Genomic DNA, 19,037 nt, shown 5'->3' on the forward strand with positions numbered 1-19,037 from the left:
GATCGATTCGGAAGAGGTTCGTGACAGCGGCGGCGCCTGTAACGGCCGCCGCCGGCTTCAGCAGATGCCGGCTTCCGCGAGACGGCGGGCGGCGTTGTACATGTGCGTGCGTGCCGCGTTGCGCGCGGCCATCGGGTCGCGCGCGCGGATCGCGTCGGCGATCGCCGCGTGTTCCTCGCGCACCTGGCGCGAGAAGTCTTCACGCGTCGCTTCGTTGCGCCGCGTGACCTTCACGCCGGCTTCGAGGTACTGGTTCAGGAACTGCAGCGTCTTCAGGAAATACGGGTTGCCGGTGACGGCCGCGATCGTGCGGTGGAACGCGACGTCTTCCGCGACGCCGTCGCGCCCTTCGGCCACGGCATCGTCGATCTTGCGCAGCGCCTCGTCGATGTCGGCCATGTCTTCGTCGGTGTGGTGCAGGGCCGCTTCGGCCGCGACCTCGGCCTCGATCGCGCGGCGCACCGCGAGCAGGTGCGGCAGCGAGGTGGCCTCGACCGCTTCCGCATAGTCGATCCGCAGCGGCCGGATCGCGCCGTGCTGGTTCACGTACACGCCGCTGCCCTGGCGCGGCTCGACCACGCCTTCGTTCTTCAGCCGCGAGATCGCCTCGCGGATCACGGTGCGGCTCACGCCGAATTCCTGCGCGAGCACGGCCTCCGTCGGCAGCTTGCCGGTGGCCGAGAAGCTGCCGACTTCGATCTGCTTGAGCAGTTGCTGCGCGACATGGTCGCTCATCGCACGGGCGGGAATTTTCTCGAACATGGTGCTCTGGCTTGTAAGGTTATGTGGTCATCATACAAATTTGAGCGCGATGAAGCATCCGGGATAACCCTCGATCAACGGAGGGCAACGTCGGCCAAATCAACTGAAACCGGTTCCATTTGAAGGGAAATCGACGCGATCGACGATCGCTTCGCGGTGGGTCAGCCGGGCGGGAAAGAGCAGTGCAGGTGCGTTGGCCGTCAGTCGGCGATGTCCTCGACGGAGTCGTCCGTCGCATCTGCCGTCGCGCCGGCTTCCGCCACTTCGCCGCCGCGCTCCCGATAAGTCGCCGGCGGCACGCCGAACTGCTTGCGGAACTCGCGCCCGAGGTGCGACGCATCCGCGAACCCGCAGCTCGACGCGATATCGGCCACCGTGCGGTCTGAACTGGTCAGCAGCCACGCGGCCGTGCGCAGCCGCACCTGTTTCGCGAACGCCTGCGGGCTCTTGCCCGTTTCCGCCTTGAACAGCCGTTCGAGCTGCCGCGTCGACAGGTCGAGCTTGTTCGCGAGCTCGTCGAGCGACAGCGCCCGCCCGACATGCTGTTCCATCAGGAGAATCGCGCGCTTGACCTTCGGGTGCGTCGCCGGCTCGAGGCCCGGCGGATGCGGCTGCGGCGCGTTCCCTTTCTGCATCTCGCCGACCAGCAGGATGCGCAGCGCCTTCTGCACGGTCGCGTGATCGAAATGGCGCAGCAGGATCGCGGCGGCGACGTCGATCGACGCGCGGCCGCCCGAGCAGGTGATGCGGCGCCGGTCGATCACGAACAGCCGGTCGGCGATCAGCAGGTCGGGATCGGCGGCCGGAAAGCGCTCGATGAAATCCCAGTAATGGAACCAGCTCACGCAGGTGCGGTAGCCGTCGAGCACGCCTGCGCGCATCAGCGTGAACACGCCGGTGCAGATCCCGACGACCGTTGCGCCGCCGGCCGCCGCGCGGCGGATGAAGTCGAGCGTCTCGGGGCCCGCTTGCGGCCCCGAATGCAGCAGCCCGCCGACCACCACCACGTAGTCGAACGGCTCGGCCGCGTCGAAGGTTTCCCATGGCGTGATCTGGATCCCGCAGCTCGCGCGCACCGGCGCGAGGGTTTCGCCGATCACGCTCCACGCGCAGCGCACGGGCTTGCTGTAGTCGCCGTCGTCCGCCGACAGCCGGAGCATGTCGACGAAGCCCGAGAAGGCCGTCAGCGTGAAGTTCGGCAGCAGCACGATGCCGAAGCGGATGCGTCGCGGTGCGGGTTCTGCGAGGGGGGAAGCGGGTACGTCGGGTGTCATCGCGGCCAATCTCTTCACGCCGGGCAGGCGGTCTCACTCAGTCTGTCGATACGGGTAACGCGGGTACGGCAGTCGGGCACGGCCGGGCGACGCGGATGCAGCCAGCGTCGCCGATCGGCTCCGGCGCGACTTGTGGTTTTCCGTCGCGAACCATCGCCAAAACGCACTTTCCGGCCCGCCGGCGCGGCGCTTGGCGGCGGTATCCCACGCCGATGCCGTTTTTGTTCTATCGGCCGATTTTACGCTTTGATGTACTGGTGCCCAACGTCACTTGATGTATGTCCCCATCCAGAGGAAGCCAGATGAACGTCAGCGCGTTCGACCTGTTCAAGATCGGCATCGGCCCGTCCAGTTCGCACACGGTCGGCCCGATGATCGCCGCGTGCCGCTTCGCGTCGCACGTGGAGGACGCGAACCTGCTCGGTTTCGTGCGCCGCGTGCGGGTCGAACTATACGGCTCGCTCGGCGCGACCGGCAAGGGCCACGGCACCGACAAGGCCGTGCTGCTCGGCCTCGAGGGCCACCTGCCCGACACGATCGATCCCGACCTGATCGAGCCGCGGCTGGCCGCGATCCGCGCGGAGAAATCGCTGTCGCTGCTCGGCAAGCAGACGGTGCGCTTCGACGAAAAGGAACACATCGGCTTCTATCGCAAGCTGATGAGCGGCACGAGCATCGTGCACCCGAACGGGATGCGCTTCCAGGCCTTCGACGAACACGGCCAGCTGCTCGTCGAGAAAGAGTATTACTCGGTCGGCGGCGGCTTCGTCGTGAACCGCGACGGCGATCGCGTGAACGGCGTGCGCGCGGCGGTCGAGGTGCCGTACCCGTTCCGCACCGGCGACGACCTGATGCGCCAGTGCCGCGAGCACGGGCTGTCGATCGCCGAGCTGATGATGCGCAACGAATGCGCGCTGCGCCCCGCCGACGAAGTGCGCGCCGGGCTACTCGCGATCTGGCGCACGATGGCCGCCTGCGTCGAACGCGGCTGCAAGGTCGAGGGCGACCTGCCGGGCCCGATGCGCGTGAAGCGCCGCGCGGCCGAGCTGAATGCCCGCCTGCGCGCGCGTTCGGAAGAGTCGCTGCGCGACCCGCTGTCGATGCTCGACTGGGTCAACCTGTATGCAATGGCCGTCAACGAGGAGAACGCGGCGGGCGGCCGTGTCGTCACCGCGCCGACCAACGGCGCGGCCGGCGTGATCCCCGCGGTGCTGCACTACTACGTGAAGTTCGTGCCGGGCTCGAACGAAGCCGGCATCGTCGAATTCCTGATGACGGCCGCGGCGATCGGGATCATCTACAAGGAAACCGCGTCGATCTCCGGCGCGGAAGTCGGCTGCCAGGGCGAAGTGGGCGTCGCGTGCTCGATGGCGGCCGCCGCGCTCGCCGCGGTGATGGGCGGCACGCCCGACCAGGTCGAGAACGCGGCCGAGATCGGCATGGAGCACAACCTCGGGATGACCTGCGACCCCGTCGGCGGGCTCGTGCAGATCCCGTGCATCGAGCGCAACGCGATGGGCGCGATCAAGGCGCTGAACGCGTCGCGCATGGCGCTCAAGGGCAACGGCCAGCACTACGTGTCGCTCGACTCGGTCATCAAGACGATGCGCGAGACGGGCGCCGACATGAAGACGAAATACAAGGAAACGTCGCGCGGCGGTCTGGCCGTGAACGTCATCGAATGCTAACGAAGGACCACAACATGAGCCGCTACTCGATATTCAGCCTGTTCCGCAACGGTCTCTCGTATCACGAGAACTGGGAAAAGCAGTGGAAGAGCCCGGAACCGAAGAAGGAATACGACGTCGTGATCGTCGGCGGCGGCGGCCACGGCCTCGCGACCGCCTACTACCTCGCGAAGGAACACGGCATCACGAACGTCGCGATCCTCGAGAAGGGCTGGATCGGCGGCGGCAACACCGCGCGCAATACGACGATCGTGCGCTCGAACTATCTGTGGGACGAATCGGCCGCGCTGTACGAGAAGGCGATGAAGCTGTGGGAAGGGCTGTCGCAGGACCTGAACTACAACGTGATGTTCAGCCAGCGCGGCGTGATGAACCTGGCCCACACGCTGCAGGACGTGCGTGACACCGAGCGCCGCGTGAATGCGAACCGCCTGAACGGTGTCGACGCCGAATTCCTGACGCCCGCGCAGATCAAGGAAATCGAGCCGACCATCAACCTGAACAGCCGCTATCCGGTGCTCGGCGCGTCGATCCAGCGCCGCGCCGGTGTGGCGCGTCACGACGCGGTGGCCTGGGGCTTTGCGCGCGGCGCGGACCGCGCGGGTGTCGACATCATCCAGAACTGCCAGGTGACGGGCATTCGCCGCGAAGGCGGCGCGGTGGTCGGCGTCGATACGGTGAAGGGCTTCATCAAGGCGAAGAAGGTGGCGGTGGTCGCGGCCGGCAACACGACGACGCTCGCCGACATGGCCGGCGTGCGCCTGCCGATCGAAAGCCACCCGCTGCAGGCGCTGGTGTCCGAGCCGATCAAGCCGGTCGTGAACTCGGTGATCATGTCGAACGCGGTGCACGCGTACATCAGCCAGTCCGACAAGGGCGACCTTGTGATCGGCGCGGGTATCGACCAGTACACGGGCTTCGGCCAGCGCGGCAGCTTCCACATCATCGAAAGCACGCTGCAGGCGATCGTCGAGATGTTCCCGGTGTTCTCGCGCGTGCGGATGAACCGCCAGTGGGGCGGCATCGTCGACGTGTCGCCGGACGCGTGCCCGATCATCACCAAGACCGACGTGAAGGGCCTCTACTTCAACTGCGGCTGGGGCACCGGCGGCTTCAAGGCGACGCCCGGCTCGGGCTGGGTGTTCGCGCACACGATCGCGCGCGACGAACCGCATCCGCTGAACGCGCCGTTCGCGCTCGACCGCTTCTACACGGGCCACCTGATCGACGAGCACGGCGCAGCCGCCGTCGCGCACTGAACGAGGAGAAGAAAACATGTTGCTGATCGAATGTCCGTGGTGCGGGCCGCGCGCCGAATCCGAGTTCTCGTGCGGCGGTGAAGCCGACATCGTGCGCCCCGTCAACAACGAGAACATGACCGACCGTGAATGGGGCGAATACGTGTTCATGCGCGAGAACAAGCGCGGGCTGCACAAGGAGCAATGGCTGCACGCGCAGGGCTGCCGACGCTGGTTCAAGGCCACGCGCGACACGGTGACCTACGATATCAAGGGCTACGAAAAGTTCGGTGGCGACGCTGCCGGCAACGCACACGAAGAGGGCACGAGCAAATGAGCCAGAAAGACCGCCTCGGCACCGGTGGCCGCATCAATCGCGCGATTCCGTTGACGTTCACGTTCAACGGCCGCACGTATCAGGGCTTCCAGGGCGACACGCTCGCGTCCGCGCTGCTCGCGAACGGCGTGCACTTCGTCGCGCGCAGCTTCAAGTACCACCGCCCGCGCGGGATCGTGACGGCCGACGTCGCGGAACCGAATGCGGTCGTGCAGCTCGAATCGGGCCCGTACACGGTGCCGAATGCGCGCGCGACCGAGATCGAGCTGTACCAGGGGCTCGTCGCGTCGAGCGTGAACGCCGAGCCGACGCTCGAGAACGACAAGTACGCGATCAACCAGAAGCTGTCGCGCTTCCTGCCGGCCGGCTTCTACTACAAGACCTTCATGTGGCCGCGCAACATGTGGCCGAAGTACGAAGAGAAGATCCGCGAAGCCGCCGGCCTCGGCAAGGCGCCGGAAGCGCTCGACGCCGATCGCTACGACAAGTGCTATGCGCACTGCGACGTGCTCGTCGTGGGCGGCGGCCCGTCGGGGCTCGCGGCGGCGCATGCGGCGGCCACGGCCGGCGCGCGCGTGATCCTCGTCGACGACCAGCGCGAGCTCGGCGGCAGCCTGCTGTCGTGCCGCGCGGAAATCGACGCGAAGCCCGCGCTGCAGTGGGTCGAGAAGATCGAGGCCGAGCTGCGCAAGCTGCCCGACGTGACGATCCTGTCGCGCAGCACCGCGTTCGGCTACCAGGACCACAACCTCGTGACGGTCACGCAGCGGCTGACCGATCACCTGCCCGTGTCGATGCGCAAGGGCACGCGCGAGCTGCTGTGGAAAGTTCGCGCGAAGCGCGTGATTCTCGCGACCGGCGCGCACGAGCGTCCGATCGTGTTCGGCAACAACGACCTGCCGGGCGTGATGCTCGCCGGCGCGGTGTCCACCTACGTGCATCGCTTCGGCGTGCTGCCGGGCCGCAACGCGGTCGTGTTCACGAACAACGATCGTGCGTACCAGACCGCGCTCGACCTGAAGGCGTGCGGCGCGAAAGTGACGGTCGTCGATTCGCGCGCATCGTCGAACGGTGCGCTGCCGGCCGCGGCGAAGCGGCAGGGCGTGACGGTGTTGAGCGGCGCCGTCGTGACGGCCGCATCGGGCAAGTGGCGCGTATCGTCGGTCGACGTCGCGTCCAGCACGAACGGCCAGGTGGGCGGCAAGCTGCAGACGCTGCCGTGCGACCTCGTCGCGATGTCGGGCGGCTTCAGCCCCGTGCTGCACCTGTTCGCGCAGTCGGGCGGCAAGGCGTGCTGGAGCGACGAGAAGGCGTGTTTCCTGCCGGGCAAGCCCGTGCAGGCGGAAGCGAGCATCGGCGCGGCGGCTGGGGAATTCGGCCTGGCGCGCGCGCTGCGGCTCGCGGTCGATGCGGGCGTGGAAGCGGCGAAGGCCGCGGGCTTCACGGCCGAGCAGCGCCCGGTCGCGCCGCAGGTCGCGGAAACCGTCGAAGGCGCACTGCAGCCGCTGTGGCTCGTCGGCAGCCGCGAGGCCGCGGCGCGCGGGCCGAAGCAGTTCGTCGATTTCCAGAACGACGTGTCGGCCGCCGACATCCTGCTTGCCGCGCGCGAAGGCTTCGAGTCGGTCGAGCACGTGAAGCGTTATACGGCGATGGGCTTCGGCACCGACCAGGGCAAGCTCGGCAACATCAACGGGATGGCGATTCTCGCGGGGGCGCTCGGCAAGTCGATTCCGGAAACGGGCACGACCACGTTCCGCCCGAACTACACGCCCGTTTCGTTCGGTACGTTCGCGGGCCGCGAGCTCGGCGATTTCCTCGACCCGATCCGCAAGACCTGCGTGCACGAGTGGCACGTCGAGCACGGCGCGCTGTTCGAGGACGTCGGCAACTGGAAGCGGCCGTGGTACTTCCCGAAGAACGGCGAGGATCTCCATGCGGCCGTGAAGCGCGAATGCCTGGCGGTGCGCAACAGCGTCGGCATCCTCGACGCATCGACGCTCGGCAAGATCGACATCCAGGGCCCGGATGCCGTGAAGCTGCTGAACTGGATGTACACGAACCCGTGGAACAAGCTCGAGGTCGGCAAGTGCCGCTACGGGCTGATGCTCGACGAAAACGGGATGGTGTTCGACGACGGCGTGACGGTGCGCCTCGCCGACCAGCATTTCATGATGACGACCACGACGGGCGGCGCGGCGCGCGTGCTCACGTGGCTCGAACGCTGGCTGCAGACCGAATGGCCCGACATGAAGGTGCGGCTGTCGTCGGTCACCGATCACTGGGCGACGTTCGCGGTGGTCGGCCCGAAGAGCCGCAAGGTCGTGCAGAAGGTGTGCCAGGACATCGACTTCGGCAACGAGGCGTTCCCGTTCATGAGCTACCGGAACGGCACCGTTGCCGGCGCGAAGGCGCGCGTGATGCGGATCAGCTTCTCGGGCGAGCTGGCCTATGAAGTGAACGTGCCGGCGAATGCGGGCCGCGCGGTGTGGGAAGCGCTGATGGCCGCCGGTGCCGAGTTCGACATCACGCCGTACGGCACCGAAACGATGCACGTGCTGCGTGCGGAGAAGGGCTACATCATCGTCGGCCAGGACACCGACGGCTCGGTCACGCCGTACGACCTCGGGATGGGCGGGCTGGTCGCGAAGTCGAAGGACTTCCTCGGCAAGCGTTCGCTCGCGCGCTCGGACACCGCGAAGGAGGGCCGCAAGCAGTTCGTCGGCCTGCTGACCGAGGACGAACAGTTCGTGCTGCCGGAAGGCGCGCAGATCGTCGCGAAGGACACGCAGGTGTCGGCGGTCGATCCGACGCCGATGATCGGCCACGTGACGTCGAGCTACTACAGCCCGATCCTGAAGCGCTCGATCGCGCTCGCGGTGGTGAAGGGCGGCCTGAACAAGATGGGCGAGAGCGTCGTGATTCCGCTGGCCAACGGCAAGCGCATCACCGCGAAGATCTCGAGCCCGGTTTTCTACGATACCGAAGGGGTGCGCCAGCATGTGGAATGAAACCAGAAACCAGACGCAGGTGGCGGGCGCGGGCGGCGTGACGCTTGAATCGCCGTTCGTCGGCGCGGCCGACGTGCTGAAGCCGCACCAGGCGCGCGCATCGAAGAAATTCACGCTGCGCGAGCGGCCGTTCCTCGATCTCGTGAACGTACGCGGCGAGTTGAGCGATCCGGCGTTCGTCGCCGCGTTCGAGCGCGTGGTCGGCTGCCGGCCGCCGGCGGCGCCGAACACCGTTGCCCGCGGCGCCGAGTACGACGTGCTGTGGCTCGGCCCCGACGAGTGGCTCGTGCGCTCGCACGGGCCCGTGCAGGCAGGCGTGCTGGAGGCGCGACTCGCGGAGGCCGTGCAGGGTTCGTATGCGGCGGCCGTCGACGTCGGCAGCGGCTACACGGTGGTCGAGATCAGCGGCGAACGCGTGCGCGACGTGCTCGCACGCGGCTGCCCGCTCGATCTCCACCCGCGCGTGTTCAAGCCGGGCCAGTGCGCGCAGTCGCACTACTTCAAGACGTCGATCGTGCTGGTCCCGACCGGCGACGATGCGTTCGAGATCGTCCTGCGCCGCAGCTTCGCCGACTATTTCGTGCGGATCATGCTCGACGCTGCCGCGCCGCTCGCATCATGAAGCCGTTCGACGAACCGTTCGTGGCGATCGACGCGCCGCGCCTGCGCGGGCACGGCTGGAGCGTGTTCGTCGACGAACTGAAGGTGCCCGCGCGGATCGGCATTCATGCGCACGAGCATGAAGCGCCGCAGCCGATCGTGATCGATGCGCGGCTCGGCTATCGCTGCGAGCCGAGCGAGCAGGGCGAGTGGATCGATTACGACGGTTATTGCGCGCGACTTGCCGCGTTCCTGTCGCACAAGCCGCATACGCGGCTGCTGGAGACGCTCGTCGCCGACATCGCGGTGCTGTCGTTCCGCGAATGGCCGGCGCTGGAGTCGCTGACGCTGTCGGTGTACAAGCCGAAGATCCGGCCGGGTACGAAGCGCGTCGGCGTGTCGCTCGACTGGACGCGCGGGGATTACTTGCGGTGGACGGGGGCGGCGGGGCAGCTTTGAAGGGGCGGGGCGGAGAGGCAATCCGCCCACGCGATTGCTCATTGTTCCTGGAATATCGGAACAATGGCCCGCTGGTGGTTGCCGCTCGTCTTTGTTCCTGAGGTATCGGAACAATGAGACGTTCCCCCCGTCACTTGTCACGCGTCACGCGAGCGCTTTTGGGCAACCCACTGCGGACCCGCTCCAGCAGCTTGCGGTGGCCTTCCCGGTCAATGCATCGTGATGCCGCCCTCTACGAGCCATGCCTGCGACAGTCTCATCAGGATCGCTCCGTTCAACGTGACAGGTGGCGAGCAATGAGACGTTCGGCCTTTGACGGATATCGCGCGGTTCACCGGCGATAGCTGCGAAACAGTTCAGGCGTGTCGCAGCTATCGCCCCGTGTAATCGCGTCAAGCCGCAGCCGCCCCGTCCAACGCCGGATAATCCACATACCCGCGCGCATCGCCGCCGAAGAACGTGTCGCGCTGCGCGTCGTTCATCGGTGCGCCCGTCTTCAGCCGCGTGACGAAATCCGGATTCGCGAGCACCATCTGGCCGTACGCTTCGAGATCGGCAAGACCCGTCGCGACATCCGTGCCGATCGCGTCGCGCGTGCGGCCCGGCCGATTCACGATCAGCGTGCCGTTCCAGCGTGCGCGCAGATCCGCGAGCAGCGGCTCGTTGCCCTGGTGCATCACGTGCAGGTACGCGAGGCCGAGCCGGTCGAGCTGCGTCGCCAGGTAGCGATACAGGTCCGGCCCTTCCGTGCCTTCGTCGATGCCCCACAACGTGGTGCCCGGCGACAGGCGAATCGCGGTGCGGTCCGCGCCGATCTCGTCGGCGATCGCCTCGGCAACCTCGATCGCGAAGCGCGCACGATTTTCGATCGAACCGCCGTAGGCGTCGCTGCGCGTGTTCGCGTTCGGCGCGAAGAACTGCTGGACCAGATACCCGTTTGCGCCGTGGATCTCGACGCCGTCGGCGCCGGCCTCGATCGCGCGGCGCGCGGCGAAGCGGAAGTCGTTCACGGTGCCGCGCACTTCGTCCGTCGTCAGCGCGCGCGGCGCGGGAATCTCCTGCATCCCTTTCATCGTGAACATCGGCACGCCCGGCGCGATCGCGGAAGGCGCGACGCCCTGGCGATGATGCGGCGTATTGTCGGGATGCGACATGCGCCCCACGTGCATCAGCTGGATGAACAGGCGGGCGCCGCGCGCATGCACGCGCTCGCTGACCGCCTTCCAGCCGGCGACGTGTGCATCGGTGTAGATGCCGGGCGTCGTCAGGTAGCCCTGGCCGTCGTCCGACGGCTGCGTGCCTTCGCTGACGATCAGGCCGAGATCCGCGCGCTGCGCGTAGTACTCGGCGGCCAGTGCGCCGGGCGTGCCGTCGAACGCGGCGCGGCTGCGCGTCATCGGTGCCATGACCAGGCGGTTCTGCAGCGTGTAGCGGCCGACACGGGCCGGGGTGAACAATGCGTCCATGATGCGTGCTCCTCGAGGGTCGGGTAACGGCACCGGGGCGGTGCCGTCTCGGGCGCGGGCCGCGCACCGTGCGCGCGCCTCGCCGCCATGGACACATCATCCATTGCTTCCTTTTCGAGATAAACATGGTAGTTTGGATAACATTGATCCATTGATGGAGCGGTGGGCGTGGAACTGCTGAACGACATGGCGCTGTTCGTGGAGGTCGTGAAGGCGAAGGGCTTTCGCAGCGCGGCCGACGCGCTGGGGATGCCGAATTCGACGCTGTCGCGGCGCATCGGCGCGCTGGAAAAGGCGATCGGCTTGCGGCTGCTGCATCGCACGACGCGCCGGATCGAGCTCACGGAAGCCGGGCAGCTGTATTTCGAGCGCTGCAAACGCATCGTCGACGAAGCGCGGCTCGCGCACGAGCAGCTCGGCGAGTTGCTGGCCGAACCGTCGGGCGTGCTGCGCGCGTCGTTTCCGGTCGATTTCGCGGTGGTCTACCTGGCGCCGCTGATCGTCGAATTCGCGAACCGCTACCCGAAGCTCACGTTCGATTTCGAACTGACGTCGCGGCGTGTCGACCTGGTGAGCGAACCGTTCGACGTCGCGATCCGCATCGGCGAATCGGCCGATTCGCAACTCGTCGCGCGGCGGCTCGCGACGTTCCGCAATCACCTGTATGCGTCGCCGCGCTATCTCGAGCGCGCGGGCGAGCCGAGCGAACCGGACGACCTGCGGCGGCATCAGTGCCTGAGCGTGCAGCGCGTCGATGCGTGGACGCTGCACGACGCCGCGCGGGAGATCGAGGTGCCGGTGGGCGGGCGTTTCATCGTGAACAGTGTCGGCATGGTTCGGCAACTCGCCGTGCACGAGGCGGGCATCATCCAGATGCCGGCGGAAGTCGTGGCCGACGACGTGGCCGCGGGCCGGTTACGCCGCGTGCTGCCCGACTGGGAGGGAGCGCCCGTTCCGGTCTACGCGATGACGGAAACGCGCTTGCTGCCGGCGAAGACGCAGGTCTTCATCGAGTATCTGCGCGCGCATTTCGCGCAGGCGTGACGGGCGGCTGCGCGGACGATCGTCCGCCGTTCACTGCTGCGCCGGCTGCGGCGCGTCGCCCTGTGCTTCCCATTTCTTCAGGATGCGCACGCGCGCCTGGCTGAAGTCGACCCAGCAGTTCAGCCACGCGTCGTCCGGAATCATCTGCTGCGGATTGGCGGCTCTGACGTAGTCGCAGGTGTCGCTCGCGAAGCCGCGCCAGCTTGCCTGCGACTTCGCGAGCTGTTTCGCCGCATCGGGGTTGCGTTGCCGGGTCTTGCGTTCGAGCGACCGGTACGCGCGTTCCACTTCCTGGTTGTTGTTGTCGACGATGCATCGGCGTACCGCATCCATCGTCGGCCCCTGCCGTTCGCAATCGACCGCGGCGAACGCGGACGTTGCGCCGCTCGCGAGCGCGGCGACGGCGAGAAGGCGGGTGGCGTACCGGATCGTGTCGCGCATGCGCGGAGAGGGAGTCATGGGGCGGGACGTGTGCGACGTACTGGCTTATTGCGCGTTGCGCGCCGACGTCGATGTCGACGTCGATTCGCTCACCGGCACCATCCGCGCCTTCGTCTCGTTCGCGGCTTTCGCATCGTCGTCGGGTTCGAGCATGAACCGGAACGAATCGACCCGCTGCATGACCTTCGCCGCATACGCGCTGGATCCGCCGCTGTAGCTCTTCAGCCCGGCCTGCACGTTGCCGCCGGCCGCTTTCACGTAGCTGGAGAGAATCCGGGAGCCGGCCTCGACATTCGCATTCGGTTCGGTCAGGTCCTTCACGTTACGCAGCATGCCGCGGTGTGCGGACGGCACGACCTGCATCAGTCCGGTCGCGCCGTGCTGGCCGCGCGCCTTTTCCTGGAAGCGCGATTCGATCGAGATGATGGCGTAAACGAGTGCGGGAGGCAGCGAATATTTCGTCGCAGTGACGCTCACGATATCGGCGAGCTTGGCGGCCCGTTCCTTCGCGACACCGAATTTCTTCGTCAGGTAGGACGTGATGCGGCGGTTTGCTTCGTTCGGCTGATCGTCGGCGTTCGCGAGCGGCGCGGAGGCGACAGCCGGCGCCGATGCCAGCACGTCGGGCGCAGAGGCTGGCACTGCGGGCGTTTGCTGGGCCGATACCTGTTGCGCAATGCCGAGCGAGAGCACGATCAGCCAGAAAAACCGTCGTCGCATGGTCGAGTGCGGGGAAATGGGAGGCGCATAGTATATCGGCCAATCGGGCAAGACGGTCGAGTGCCGGCTCGAATGAAAGCGATGTGTAGGCTTGTGACGTTCGCAACGATCGACGCGGCGATCGTTGCGTGGACACGCATCGGAGTCCGGATGACCGCTAGTTGATGATCTCGCCGATGCCGGTTTCGATGCGGATTCTCAGTTGCTGAATGAACGCCGGATCGTACGGTTCCCAGTGATCGAGTTCGCCAACGATCTTCAAGGGCGATGTGCTTCGATACGAGCGCGTCGGATTGCCCGGGAATTTCTTGTCCGTGACGTTCGGGTCGTTTTCGAAGGCCCCGGTGGGCTCGACGATATAGACCCGCGGCTTGCCGTCGCCTTTGGCCATTTCCGCAGCAAGGCCGGCGCCCTTGGGCAGGGCCGTGAAATAAACGTGATTCATCACGACGTCATCCCGGTAATTCGATCTGAAGCCCGCCGTCAGCAAGTCGCCGATCCGCAAATCCGCTTTCGTGCCATGAAAAAACGGGCCGGTGTCCAGGACAGCCATGGCTTCTCCGTTGGAAAATGTCGCAATGTCTTCTAGGCGCGCCGCGCGCTCGCCACTCGCGCAATCGACCCGATCGCATCGCTGACGAGCACCGCAAGCAGCCCGACGATCACGCCGCCCTGCAGCACGAACGCGGTATTCGACGTCTGCAGGCCCGCGATGATCACGTCGCCGAGGCCGCGTGCGGCGACCGTCGAGCCGATCGTCGCGGTGCCGAGATTGATCACGACCGCGAGCCGGATGCCGTTGACGATCACCGGGAACGCGAGCGGCAGCTCGACCGATACCAGTTGCTGCCAGCCGCTCATCCCCATCCCGCGCGCGGCGTCGACGACATCGCGCGGCACGTCCTCGAGCCCCGCGATCGTGCTTTCGAAAACCGGCAGCAGGCCATACAGCACGAGCGCGATCAGCACGGGTTTCAGCCCGAAGCCGACGGCCGGCACCGCGAGCGCGAGCACCGCGACCGGCGGGAAGGTCTGGCCGATGTCGACGACGCTGCGCGCGACCGGCAGGAAATCCGCGCCGGCCGGCCGCGTGACGAAGATCCCGGCCGCTACCGCGACGATCGTGCCGATCAGGCTCGACAGCGCGACCGTGCCGAGATGCGCGAGCGTCAGGTCGAGCAGGCTCGCGCGATCGTAGATGACGGGCGCGCCGTTGTCCGCGAACGGTGCGAAAAGGCCCTGCAGCCACATCGGCCGCACCAGCAGCACGAGCAGCAGCGCGAGCGCGGCGGCGCGCGCCGTGAACGCGGCAACGTGGCGGGGCAGGGGCGAACGCAAGGGCCGTGTGCGTTGCGTGGCATCCGGCGTCGTCATGCGGGCTGCCTCGCGTGCGCGCGGATCGCGTCGAGCGTGATGCGGCGCGCACCGTGTGCGTTGCGTGCATCGCCGTCGGCGACGGGCAATGCATCGACACCGCGCCACAGCAGTTCCGACACCGCATCGCGCAGCGTGCGCGTCGCGTCGATCGGCTCGCCGTCCGCATGGCCGGGTTCGGCCACTGCGTCGATCGGCGTCAGCGCGAGCAGGCGCAGCGGCCGGTCGACGCCCGCGACGAGCTGCTCGACGACACCGGCCGCCGGCTTGCCGAGAATCTCGGCAGGCGGCGCGACCTGCAGCAGCCGGCCGCCGTCCATCACCGCGATCGTGTCGCCGAGCTTCAGCGCTTCCTCGATATCGTGCGTGACGATCACGACCGTGATGCCGAGGCGGCGCTGCAACGCGAACAGGTCGTCCTGCGCCTTGCCGCGGATGATCGGATCGAGCGCGCCGAACGGCTCGTCCATCAGCAGCATCGCGGGCTCGGCCGCGAGCGCGCGCGCGACGCCGACACGCTGCTGCTGGCCGCCCGACAGTTCGTGCGGCAGCTTGTCCGCGAACTCGGCCGGCGCGAGATGGAACAGGTCGAGCAGCTCGTTCACGCGCGCGTCGATGCGCGCGGCCGGCCAGCCGAGCAGGCGCGGCACGGTCGCGATGTTGCGCGCGACGCTCCAGTGCGGAAACAGTCCGTGCCCCTGGATCGCGTAGCCGATGCCGCGCCGAAGCTGTTCGGGCGCGACGGTCGCCGTATCGACGCCGTCGATGCGGATCGTGCCGCTGGTGGGGGCGATCAGCCGGTTGATCATGCGCAGCAGCGTCGACTTGCCGCTGCCCGACGCACCGACGAGCGCGGTGATCGTGCCGCGCTGCATCGTCAGCGAGACGTCGTCGACGGCGACGACATCGCCGAAGCGTTTGCCTGCACGTTCGATCTCGATCATCCTGTACGCTCCTTCGCGAGCGTGGTCGCGGCTTCGAATATGACGGCGGCCACCAGCGCGAGCGCGATCGTCGGGATCGCGCCGAGCAGCACGAGATCGGCGGCCGATTGCCCGATCCCCTGGAAGATGAAGGTGCCGAACCCGCCGCCGCCGATCAGCGCGGCGACCGCGGTCAGCCCGATGTTCTGCACGAGCACGATGCGCACGCCGCTCAGGATCACCGGCAGCGCGAGCACGAGGTCGACATGCAGCAGCCGCTGCGCGCGCGTCATGCCCATCGCGCGCGCCGCTTCGGTCACGTGCGGCGGCACTTGTCCGAGCCCGACCACGACACTCGACGCGATCGGCAGCAGCGAATACAGGAACAGCGCGAGCACGGCCGGCGCGACGCCGATGCCGCGGATGCCGAGCGCGGCCGCGAGCGGCACGTGTGCGGCCAGCAGCCCGAGCGGGGCCATCATCAGCCCGTACATCGCGATGCTGGGGATCGTCTGCACGACATTGAGCACGGGCATCGCGACGGTCCGCACCGCCGCGATGCGCGCGCAGGCGATGCCGAGCGGCACGCCCGCGACGAGCGCGGCGGCCACCGAGCCGCCCGCGAGCGACACGTGACGGATCGCTTCGCGCCAGAAATCGTCGCTGCGCACCGCATATTCGCGCATCACGGAGAGGCCGTCCCACCAGCCGCTTGCGAGCGGCACCGAGATCGCCGCGATCGCGACGACGAGCGCGGCGAGGCGCCGCCACGGGCCGAATGCGAGCCGTGCGAGCGCGTCCGCGACGAGCACGGCCCACGCGAACAGCAGCAGCCAGACGCCCGCGTCGGGCGACACGCGCGCGAGCATGTCGTCGGCGGCGACGACGTGCGTCGCGGCCGCGCCGAGCGCGTACGCGAGCGTCGCGAGCCATGCGCAGCCGGCCGCGAGCCGCCATGCGGGGCGGTTCGCCTTCATCGCCCACAGCGCGCCGACGATCCACAGCGCGGCCAGCGCCGCGCCCTGCATCACCGGCAGCGCGGCGAACACCGACAGCCCCGTGCCGGCCGCGATCCGGTTCGGCCGCAGCACGACGAACGGCAGGCCGAGCACCGCGACGATCGTGAGGATTCCGATCAGGATGCCGACCTTGTCGGGGTTCACGCGCCGCGCGGACGCCGCCGCGCGTTCGGTCATTTCACGAAGCCCTTCGCTTTCAGGTAGCTTTTCGCGACGCCGGCCGCCGGCTCGCCGTTGATCTGGATGCGCGCGTTCAGCGACTGCAGCGTCTTCAGGTCGAGGCTCGCGAACACCGGTTTCAGGTAATCGGCGATCTGCGGGTGCGCTTTCAGCACGGCTTCGCGGATCACGGGCGCCGGCGCGTAGACGGGCTGCACGTGCTTGTCGTCGTCGAGCACCGCGAGGCCGCTCGACGCGATGCCGCCGTCGGTGCCGTACACCATCGCCGCGTTCACGCCGTCGGTCTGGTTCGCGGCGGCCTTGATCGTCGCGGCCGTATCGCCGCCCGACAGCACGACGAGTTGCTCGGGCTTCAGCTTGAAGCCGTACGCTTTCTCGAACGACGGCAGCGCCGACGCGCTGTTCACGAATTCGGCCGACGCGGCGAGCTTCACCTTGCCACCGCCCGCGACCCACTTGCCGAAATCGGAGAACGTCTTCAGGTGCTGCGACTGCGCGACGGGGGCGAGCAACGCGACGCCCCACGTGTTGTTCGCGGGCGCCGGGGCGAGCCACACGAGATGGTTCGCCGCGTAGTCGAGCTTCTTCGCGGCGTCGTAACCCTGGCTCGCGTTCTTCCACAGAGGATCGTCGGCCTTGTTGAAGAAGAAGGCGGCGTTGCCCGTGTATTCGGGGTAGATGTCGATCTCGCCGCTCGTGAGCGCCTTGCGCACGATCGGCGTGGTGCCGAGCGCGATCTTTTCGGTGACGGGGATGCCGTGCGCCTTCAGCACTTGCGAAATCAGGTTGCCGAGCAGGTTGCCTTCGGTGTCGATCTTCGACGACACCACGACGGGTGCGTCGGCGTGCGCGCCGGGTGCGACGAGGGCGGCGGCGAACGCGAGGCCCAGAATCCGGGCGGGCAGGGCGAGCTTCATGAGCCAATCTCCAGGACGGGGGCGTAGGCCGCACGTTACTTGACTGGGCGGGCTTTGGCAAACCGCGTGCGGCGGCGTGTCCACAGCCCGCGTGGGGATAACCCGCATCAATCGCGCGGGCTTGTTACACTCGATTTCGTCTCCGCCTGCCGACAATTGCCGACATGAAACCCGAGCTGCTGGTCCTCATCGCATTGCGCGGCGACGCGCACCGCGAGATCGCCGCGTCGTTCGACGTGCGCCATGCCCCGACTGCCGAAGAACGCGAACGCGCGATCGCCGAACACGGCGGCACGATACGCGCGGTGCTGACCAACGGCAGCACGGGGCTCACCGGCGCCGAGATCGACCGGCTTCCGCAACTCACCTTCGTCAGCGCGCTCGGCGCGGGCTACGAGCATATCGACGTCGCGCATGCGAAGGCGCGCGGCGTCACGGTCGTGACGGGCGCCGGTACCAATGACGATTGCGTGGCCGACCACGCGTTCGCGCTGCTGCTCGCGGCGGTGCGCAACGTGGTGCCGCTCGATGCGAAAACCCGTGCAGGCGTGTGGCGCGACGGGCTGCCGATGCCGCCGAACGTGTCGGGCAGGAAGCTCGGCATCGTCGGGCTCGGCAAGATCGGCGAGAAGTGCGCGCGTCGCGCAGCCGGCTTCGACATCGAGATCGGTTATCACAACCGGTCGGAGAAGAACGTTCCTTATCGCTATTTCGACCGCGTCGACGCGCTTGCGCAGTGGGCCGATTTCCTGATCGTCGCGACGCCGGGCGGCGCGGACACGCGGCACCTGATCGACCGCACCGTGCTCGATGCGCTCGGGCCGGGCGGTTTTCTCGTCAACGTTTCGCGCGGCAGCGTTGTCGATACCGCTGCTTTGGCAGACGCGTTGCGCGAAGGGCGCATCGCGGGCGCGGGGCTCGACGTGTACGAAGGGGAACCGGAGCCGCCGCGCGCGCTGACGGATCTCGACAGCGTCGTGCTGACGCCGCACATGGGCGGCTGGTCGCCGGAGGCGCTCGATCGCTCGGTGCAGCAGTTTCTCGACAACGCGAAGCGGCATTTCGCGGGGCAGCCGGTGTTGACGCCGGTGTGATGGCCGCAGGGCGGGCGCGGGTCAGCCCGCCTGCCTGCAGAATTCCCAATAGAAATCCGGCAGGTTCGCCGGCTTGCCGCCATCGAGGTCGATCCAGCCGAACTGGTCGTGCTCGTCGCTCAGGACGATTTCGTGCCGATCGACCCGGCACTCGAAGCACACGATGAGCACGCGCTTGCCCGGCACGACCTCGCACGAGCGGCTCGCCACGTAGCGGATCGCCGAGGCGACGATTCCGCATTCCTCCCGCACTTCGCGCGCGACGGTTTCCTCGAGCGATTCGCCGGCTTCGGGCCAGCCGCCCGGCAACTCCCATTCGTCGCGTGGATTGCGCAGGAACAGGACCGAGCGTCCGTCGCGGACGATGGCTTTCGCGCTGAGGGGGATCATGAGGCGGCACCGTTGGCGTTCGACTTTCGCAGCGTAGCGCAGGTGTGCCGTTCCTGCAGCGATCCCCCGCCTGCGCCGACGAGCGCGCAGACGGGGGAGGCGG

Annotated in this window: 19 protein-coding genes; 8 read left to right on the forward strand and 11 right to left on the reverse strand. The window is 67.7% G+C overall.

What is annotated here, in order from left to right; all coding sequences use genetic code 11:
* Nucleotides 1-57: 57 nt before the first annotated feature.
* Together E9536_RS17615 and E9536_RS17620 are read right to left on the reverse strand one after the other, a co-directional pair.
* Nucleotides 58-762 (reverse strand): FadR/GntR family transcriptional regulator, encoded by a 705-nt coding sequence (locus E9536_RS17615; RefSeq protein WP_027790626.1) that lies wholly within the window; start codon nt 760-762, stop codon nt 58-60.
* A gap of 200 nt (nt 763-962) precedes the next feature.
* On the reverse strand, nt 963-2,036 hold the full coding sequence (locus E9536_RS17620; protein WP_027790627.1) for a GlxA family transcriptional regulator: 1,074 nt from the start codon (nt 2,034-2,036) through the stop codon (nt 963-965).
* A gap of 302 nt (nt 2,037-2,338) precedes the next feature.
* On the opposite strand from E9536_RS17620, the gene E9536_RS17625 reads away from it, so the two are divergent.
* The 6 genes from E9536_RS17625 to E9536_RS17650 are packed head-to-tail and all read left to right on the forward strand — an operon-like array spanning nt 2,339 to nt 9,366.
* Nucleotides 2,339-3,724 carry an L-serine ammonia-lyase gene (locus E9536_RS17625; RefSeq protein WP_027790628.1) on the forward strand — a complete coding sequence of 462 codons (1,386 nt, stop codon included), beginning with the start codon at nt 2,339-2,341 and terminating at the stop codon, nt 3,722-3,724.
* Nucleotides 3,725-3,738: 14 nt separating this feature from the next.
* Nucleotides 3,739-4,983: a sarcosine oxidase subunit beta family protein gene (locus E9536_RS17630; RefSeq protein WP_006480591.1), complete on the forward strand. Its 1,245-nt coding sequence runs from the start codon at nt 3,739-3,741 to the stop codon at nt 4,981-4,983.
* A gap of 16 nt (nt 4,984-4,999) precedes the next feature.
* Nucleotides 5,000-5,299: a sarcosine oxidase subunit delta gene (locus E9536_RS17635; RefSeq protein WP_027790629.1), complete on the forward strand. Its 300-nt coding sequence runs from the start codon at nt 5,000-5,002 to the stop codon at nt 5,297-5,299.
* A complete protein-coding gene (locus E9536_RS17640; protein ID WP_027790630.1) occupies nt 5,296-8,307 on the forward strand; it encodes a sarcosine oxidase subunit alpha family protein in 3,012 nt (1,003 codons plus the stop codon). Before E9536_RS17635 ends, E9536_RS17640 begins: the two co-directional genes overlap by 4 nt.
* Nucleotides 8,297-8,929, forward strand: coding sequence for a sarcosine oxidase subunit gamma (locus tag E9536_RS17645; protein WP_059622413.1), 633 nt, complete (start codon nt 8,297-8,299; stop codon nt 8,927-8,929). Before E9536_RS17640 ends, E9536_RS17645 begins: the two co-directional genes overlap by 11 nt.
* The gene (locus E9536_RS17650) at nt 8,926-9,366 is read left to right on the forward strand and encodes a dihydroneopterin aldolase (protein WP_027790632.1); all 441 of its coding nucleotides are present in this window, start codon (nt 8,926-8,928) and stop codon (nt 9,364-9,366) included. Before E9536_RS17645 ends, E9536_RS17650 begins: the two co-directional genes overlap by 4 nt.
* A 392-nt stretch (nt 9,367-9,758) precedes the next feature.
* Here the strand turns inward: E9536_RS17650 and E9536_RS17655 are convergent, their stop codons facing one another.
* Entirely contained in the window at nt 9,759-10,832 is a 1,074-nt protein-coding gene (locus E9536_RS17655; RefSeq protein ID WP_119337429.1) for an alkene reductase, read from the reverse strand.
* Between the two features lie 168 nt (nt 10,833-11,000).
* On the opposite strand from E9536_RS17655, the gene E9536_RS17660 reads away from it, so the two are divergent.
* Nucleotides 11,001-11,876 carry a LysR family transcriptional regulator gene (locus E9536_RS17660; RefSeq protein ID WP_136470291.1) on the forward strand — a complete coding sequence of 292 codons (876 nt, stop codon included), beginning with the start codon at nt 11,001-11,003 and terminating at the stop codon, nt 11,874-11,876.
* 30 nt (nt 11,877-11,906) lie between these two features.
* Here E9536_RS17660 and E9536_RS17665 read toward each other — a convergent pair whose 3' ends face one another.
* The 7 genes from E9536_RS17665 to E9536_RS17695 all read right to left on the reverse strand — a co-directional run bounded on the left by E9536_RS17665 (nt 11,907) and on the right by E9536_RS17695 (nt 17,450).
* Complete coding sequence (locus tag E9536_RS17665; protein WP_247873460.1) at nt 11,907-12,335, reverse strand: lysozyme inhibitor LprI family protein; 429 nt, start codon at nt 12,333-12,335, stop codon at nt 11,907-11,909.
* Nucleotides 12,336-12,362: 27 nt separating this feature from the next.
* Nucleotides 12,363-13,037: a transglycosylase SLT domain-containing protein gene (locus E9536_RS17670; RefSeq protein ID WP_136470292.1), complete on the reverse strand. Its 675-nt coding sequence runs from the start codon at nt 13,035-13,037 to the stop codon at nt 12,363-12,365.
* Nucleotides 13,038-13,194: 157 nt separating this feature from the next.
* Complete coding sequence (gene arr / locus E9536_RS17675) at nt 13,195-13,590, reverse strand: NAD(+)--rifampin ADP-ribosyltransferase (protein WP_021156322.1); 396 nt, start codon at nt 13,588-13,590, stop codon at nt 13,195-13,197.
* Nucleotides 13,591-13,622: 32 nt separating this feature from the next.
* A complete protein-coding gene (locus tag E9536_RS17680) occupies nt 13,623-14,411 on the reverse strand; it encodes an ABC transporter permease (protein ID WP_027790637.1) in 789 nt (262 codons plus the stop codon).
* Nucleotides 14,408-15,355, reverse strand: coding sequence for an ABC transporter ATP-binding protein (locus E9536_RS17685; protein WP_136470293.1), 948 nt, complete (start codon nt 15,353-15,355; stop codon nt 14,408-14,410). Before E9536_RS17685 ends, E9536_RS17680 begins: the two co-directional genes overlap by 4 nt.
* The gene (locus tag E9536_RS17690; RefSeq protein WP_136470294.1) at nt 15,352-16,530 is read right to left on the reverse strand and encodes an ABC transporter permease; all 1,179 of its coding nucleotides are present in this window, start codon (nt 16,528-16,530) and stop codon (nt 15,352-15,354) included. The genes E9536_RS17685 and E9536_RS17690 overlap by 4 nt, the downstream gene beginning before the upstream one ends.
* On the reverse strand, nt 16,527-17,450 hold the full coding sequence (locus tag E9536_RS17695; protein ID WP_027790640.1) for an ABC transporter substrate-binding protein: 924 nt from the start codon (nt 17,448-17,450) through the stop codon (nt 16,527-16,529). Before E9536_RS17695 ends, E9536_RS17690 begins: the two co-directional genes overlap by 4 nt.
* Nucleotides 17,451-17,614: 164 nt before the next feature.
* Between E9536_RS17695 and E9536_RS17700 the strand changes: the two genes are divergently transcribed.
* Nucleotides 17,615-18,544 carry a 2-hydroxyacid dehydrogenase gene (locus E9536_RS17700; protein WP_136470295.1) on the forward strand — a complete coding sequence of 310 codons (930 nt, stop codon included), beginning with the start codon at nt 17,615-17,617 and terminating at the stop codon, nt 18,542-18,544.
* A gap of 21 nt (nt 18,545-18,565) precedes the next feature.
* Here the strand turns inward: E9536_RS17700 and E9536_RS17705 are convergent, their stop codons facing one another.
* Complete coding sequence (locus E9536_RS17705; RefSeq protein ID WP_059697114.1) at nt 18,566-18,934, reverse strand: NUDIX hydrolase; 369 nt, start codon at nt 18,932-18,934, stop codon at nt 18,566-18,568.
* Nucleotides 18,935-19,037 lie beyond the last annotated feature (103 nt).

The sequence above is a fragment of the Burkholderia sp. LS-044 genome, from assembly GCF_004803625.1.
GTDB lineage: Bacteria > Pseudomonadota > Gammaproteobacteria > Burkholderiales > Burkholderiaceae > Burkholderia > Burkholderia cepacia.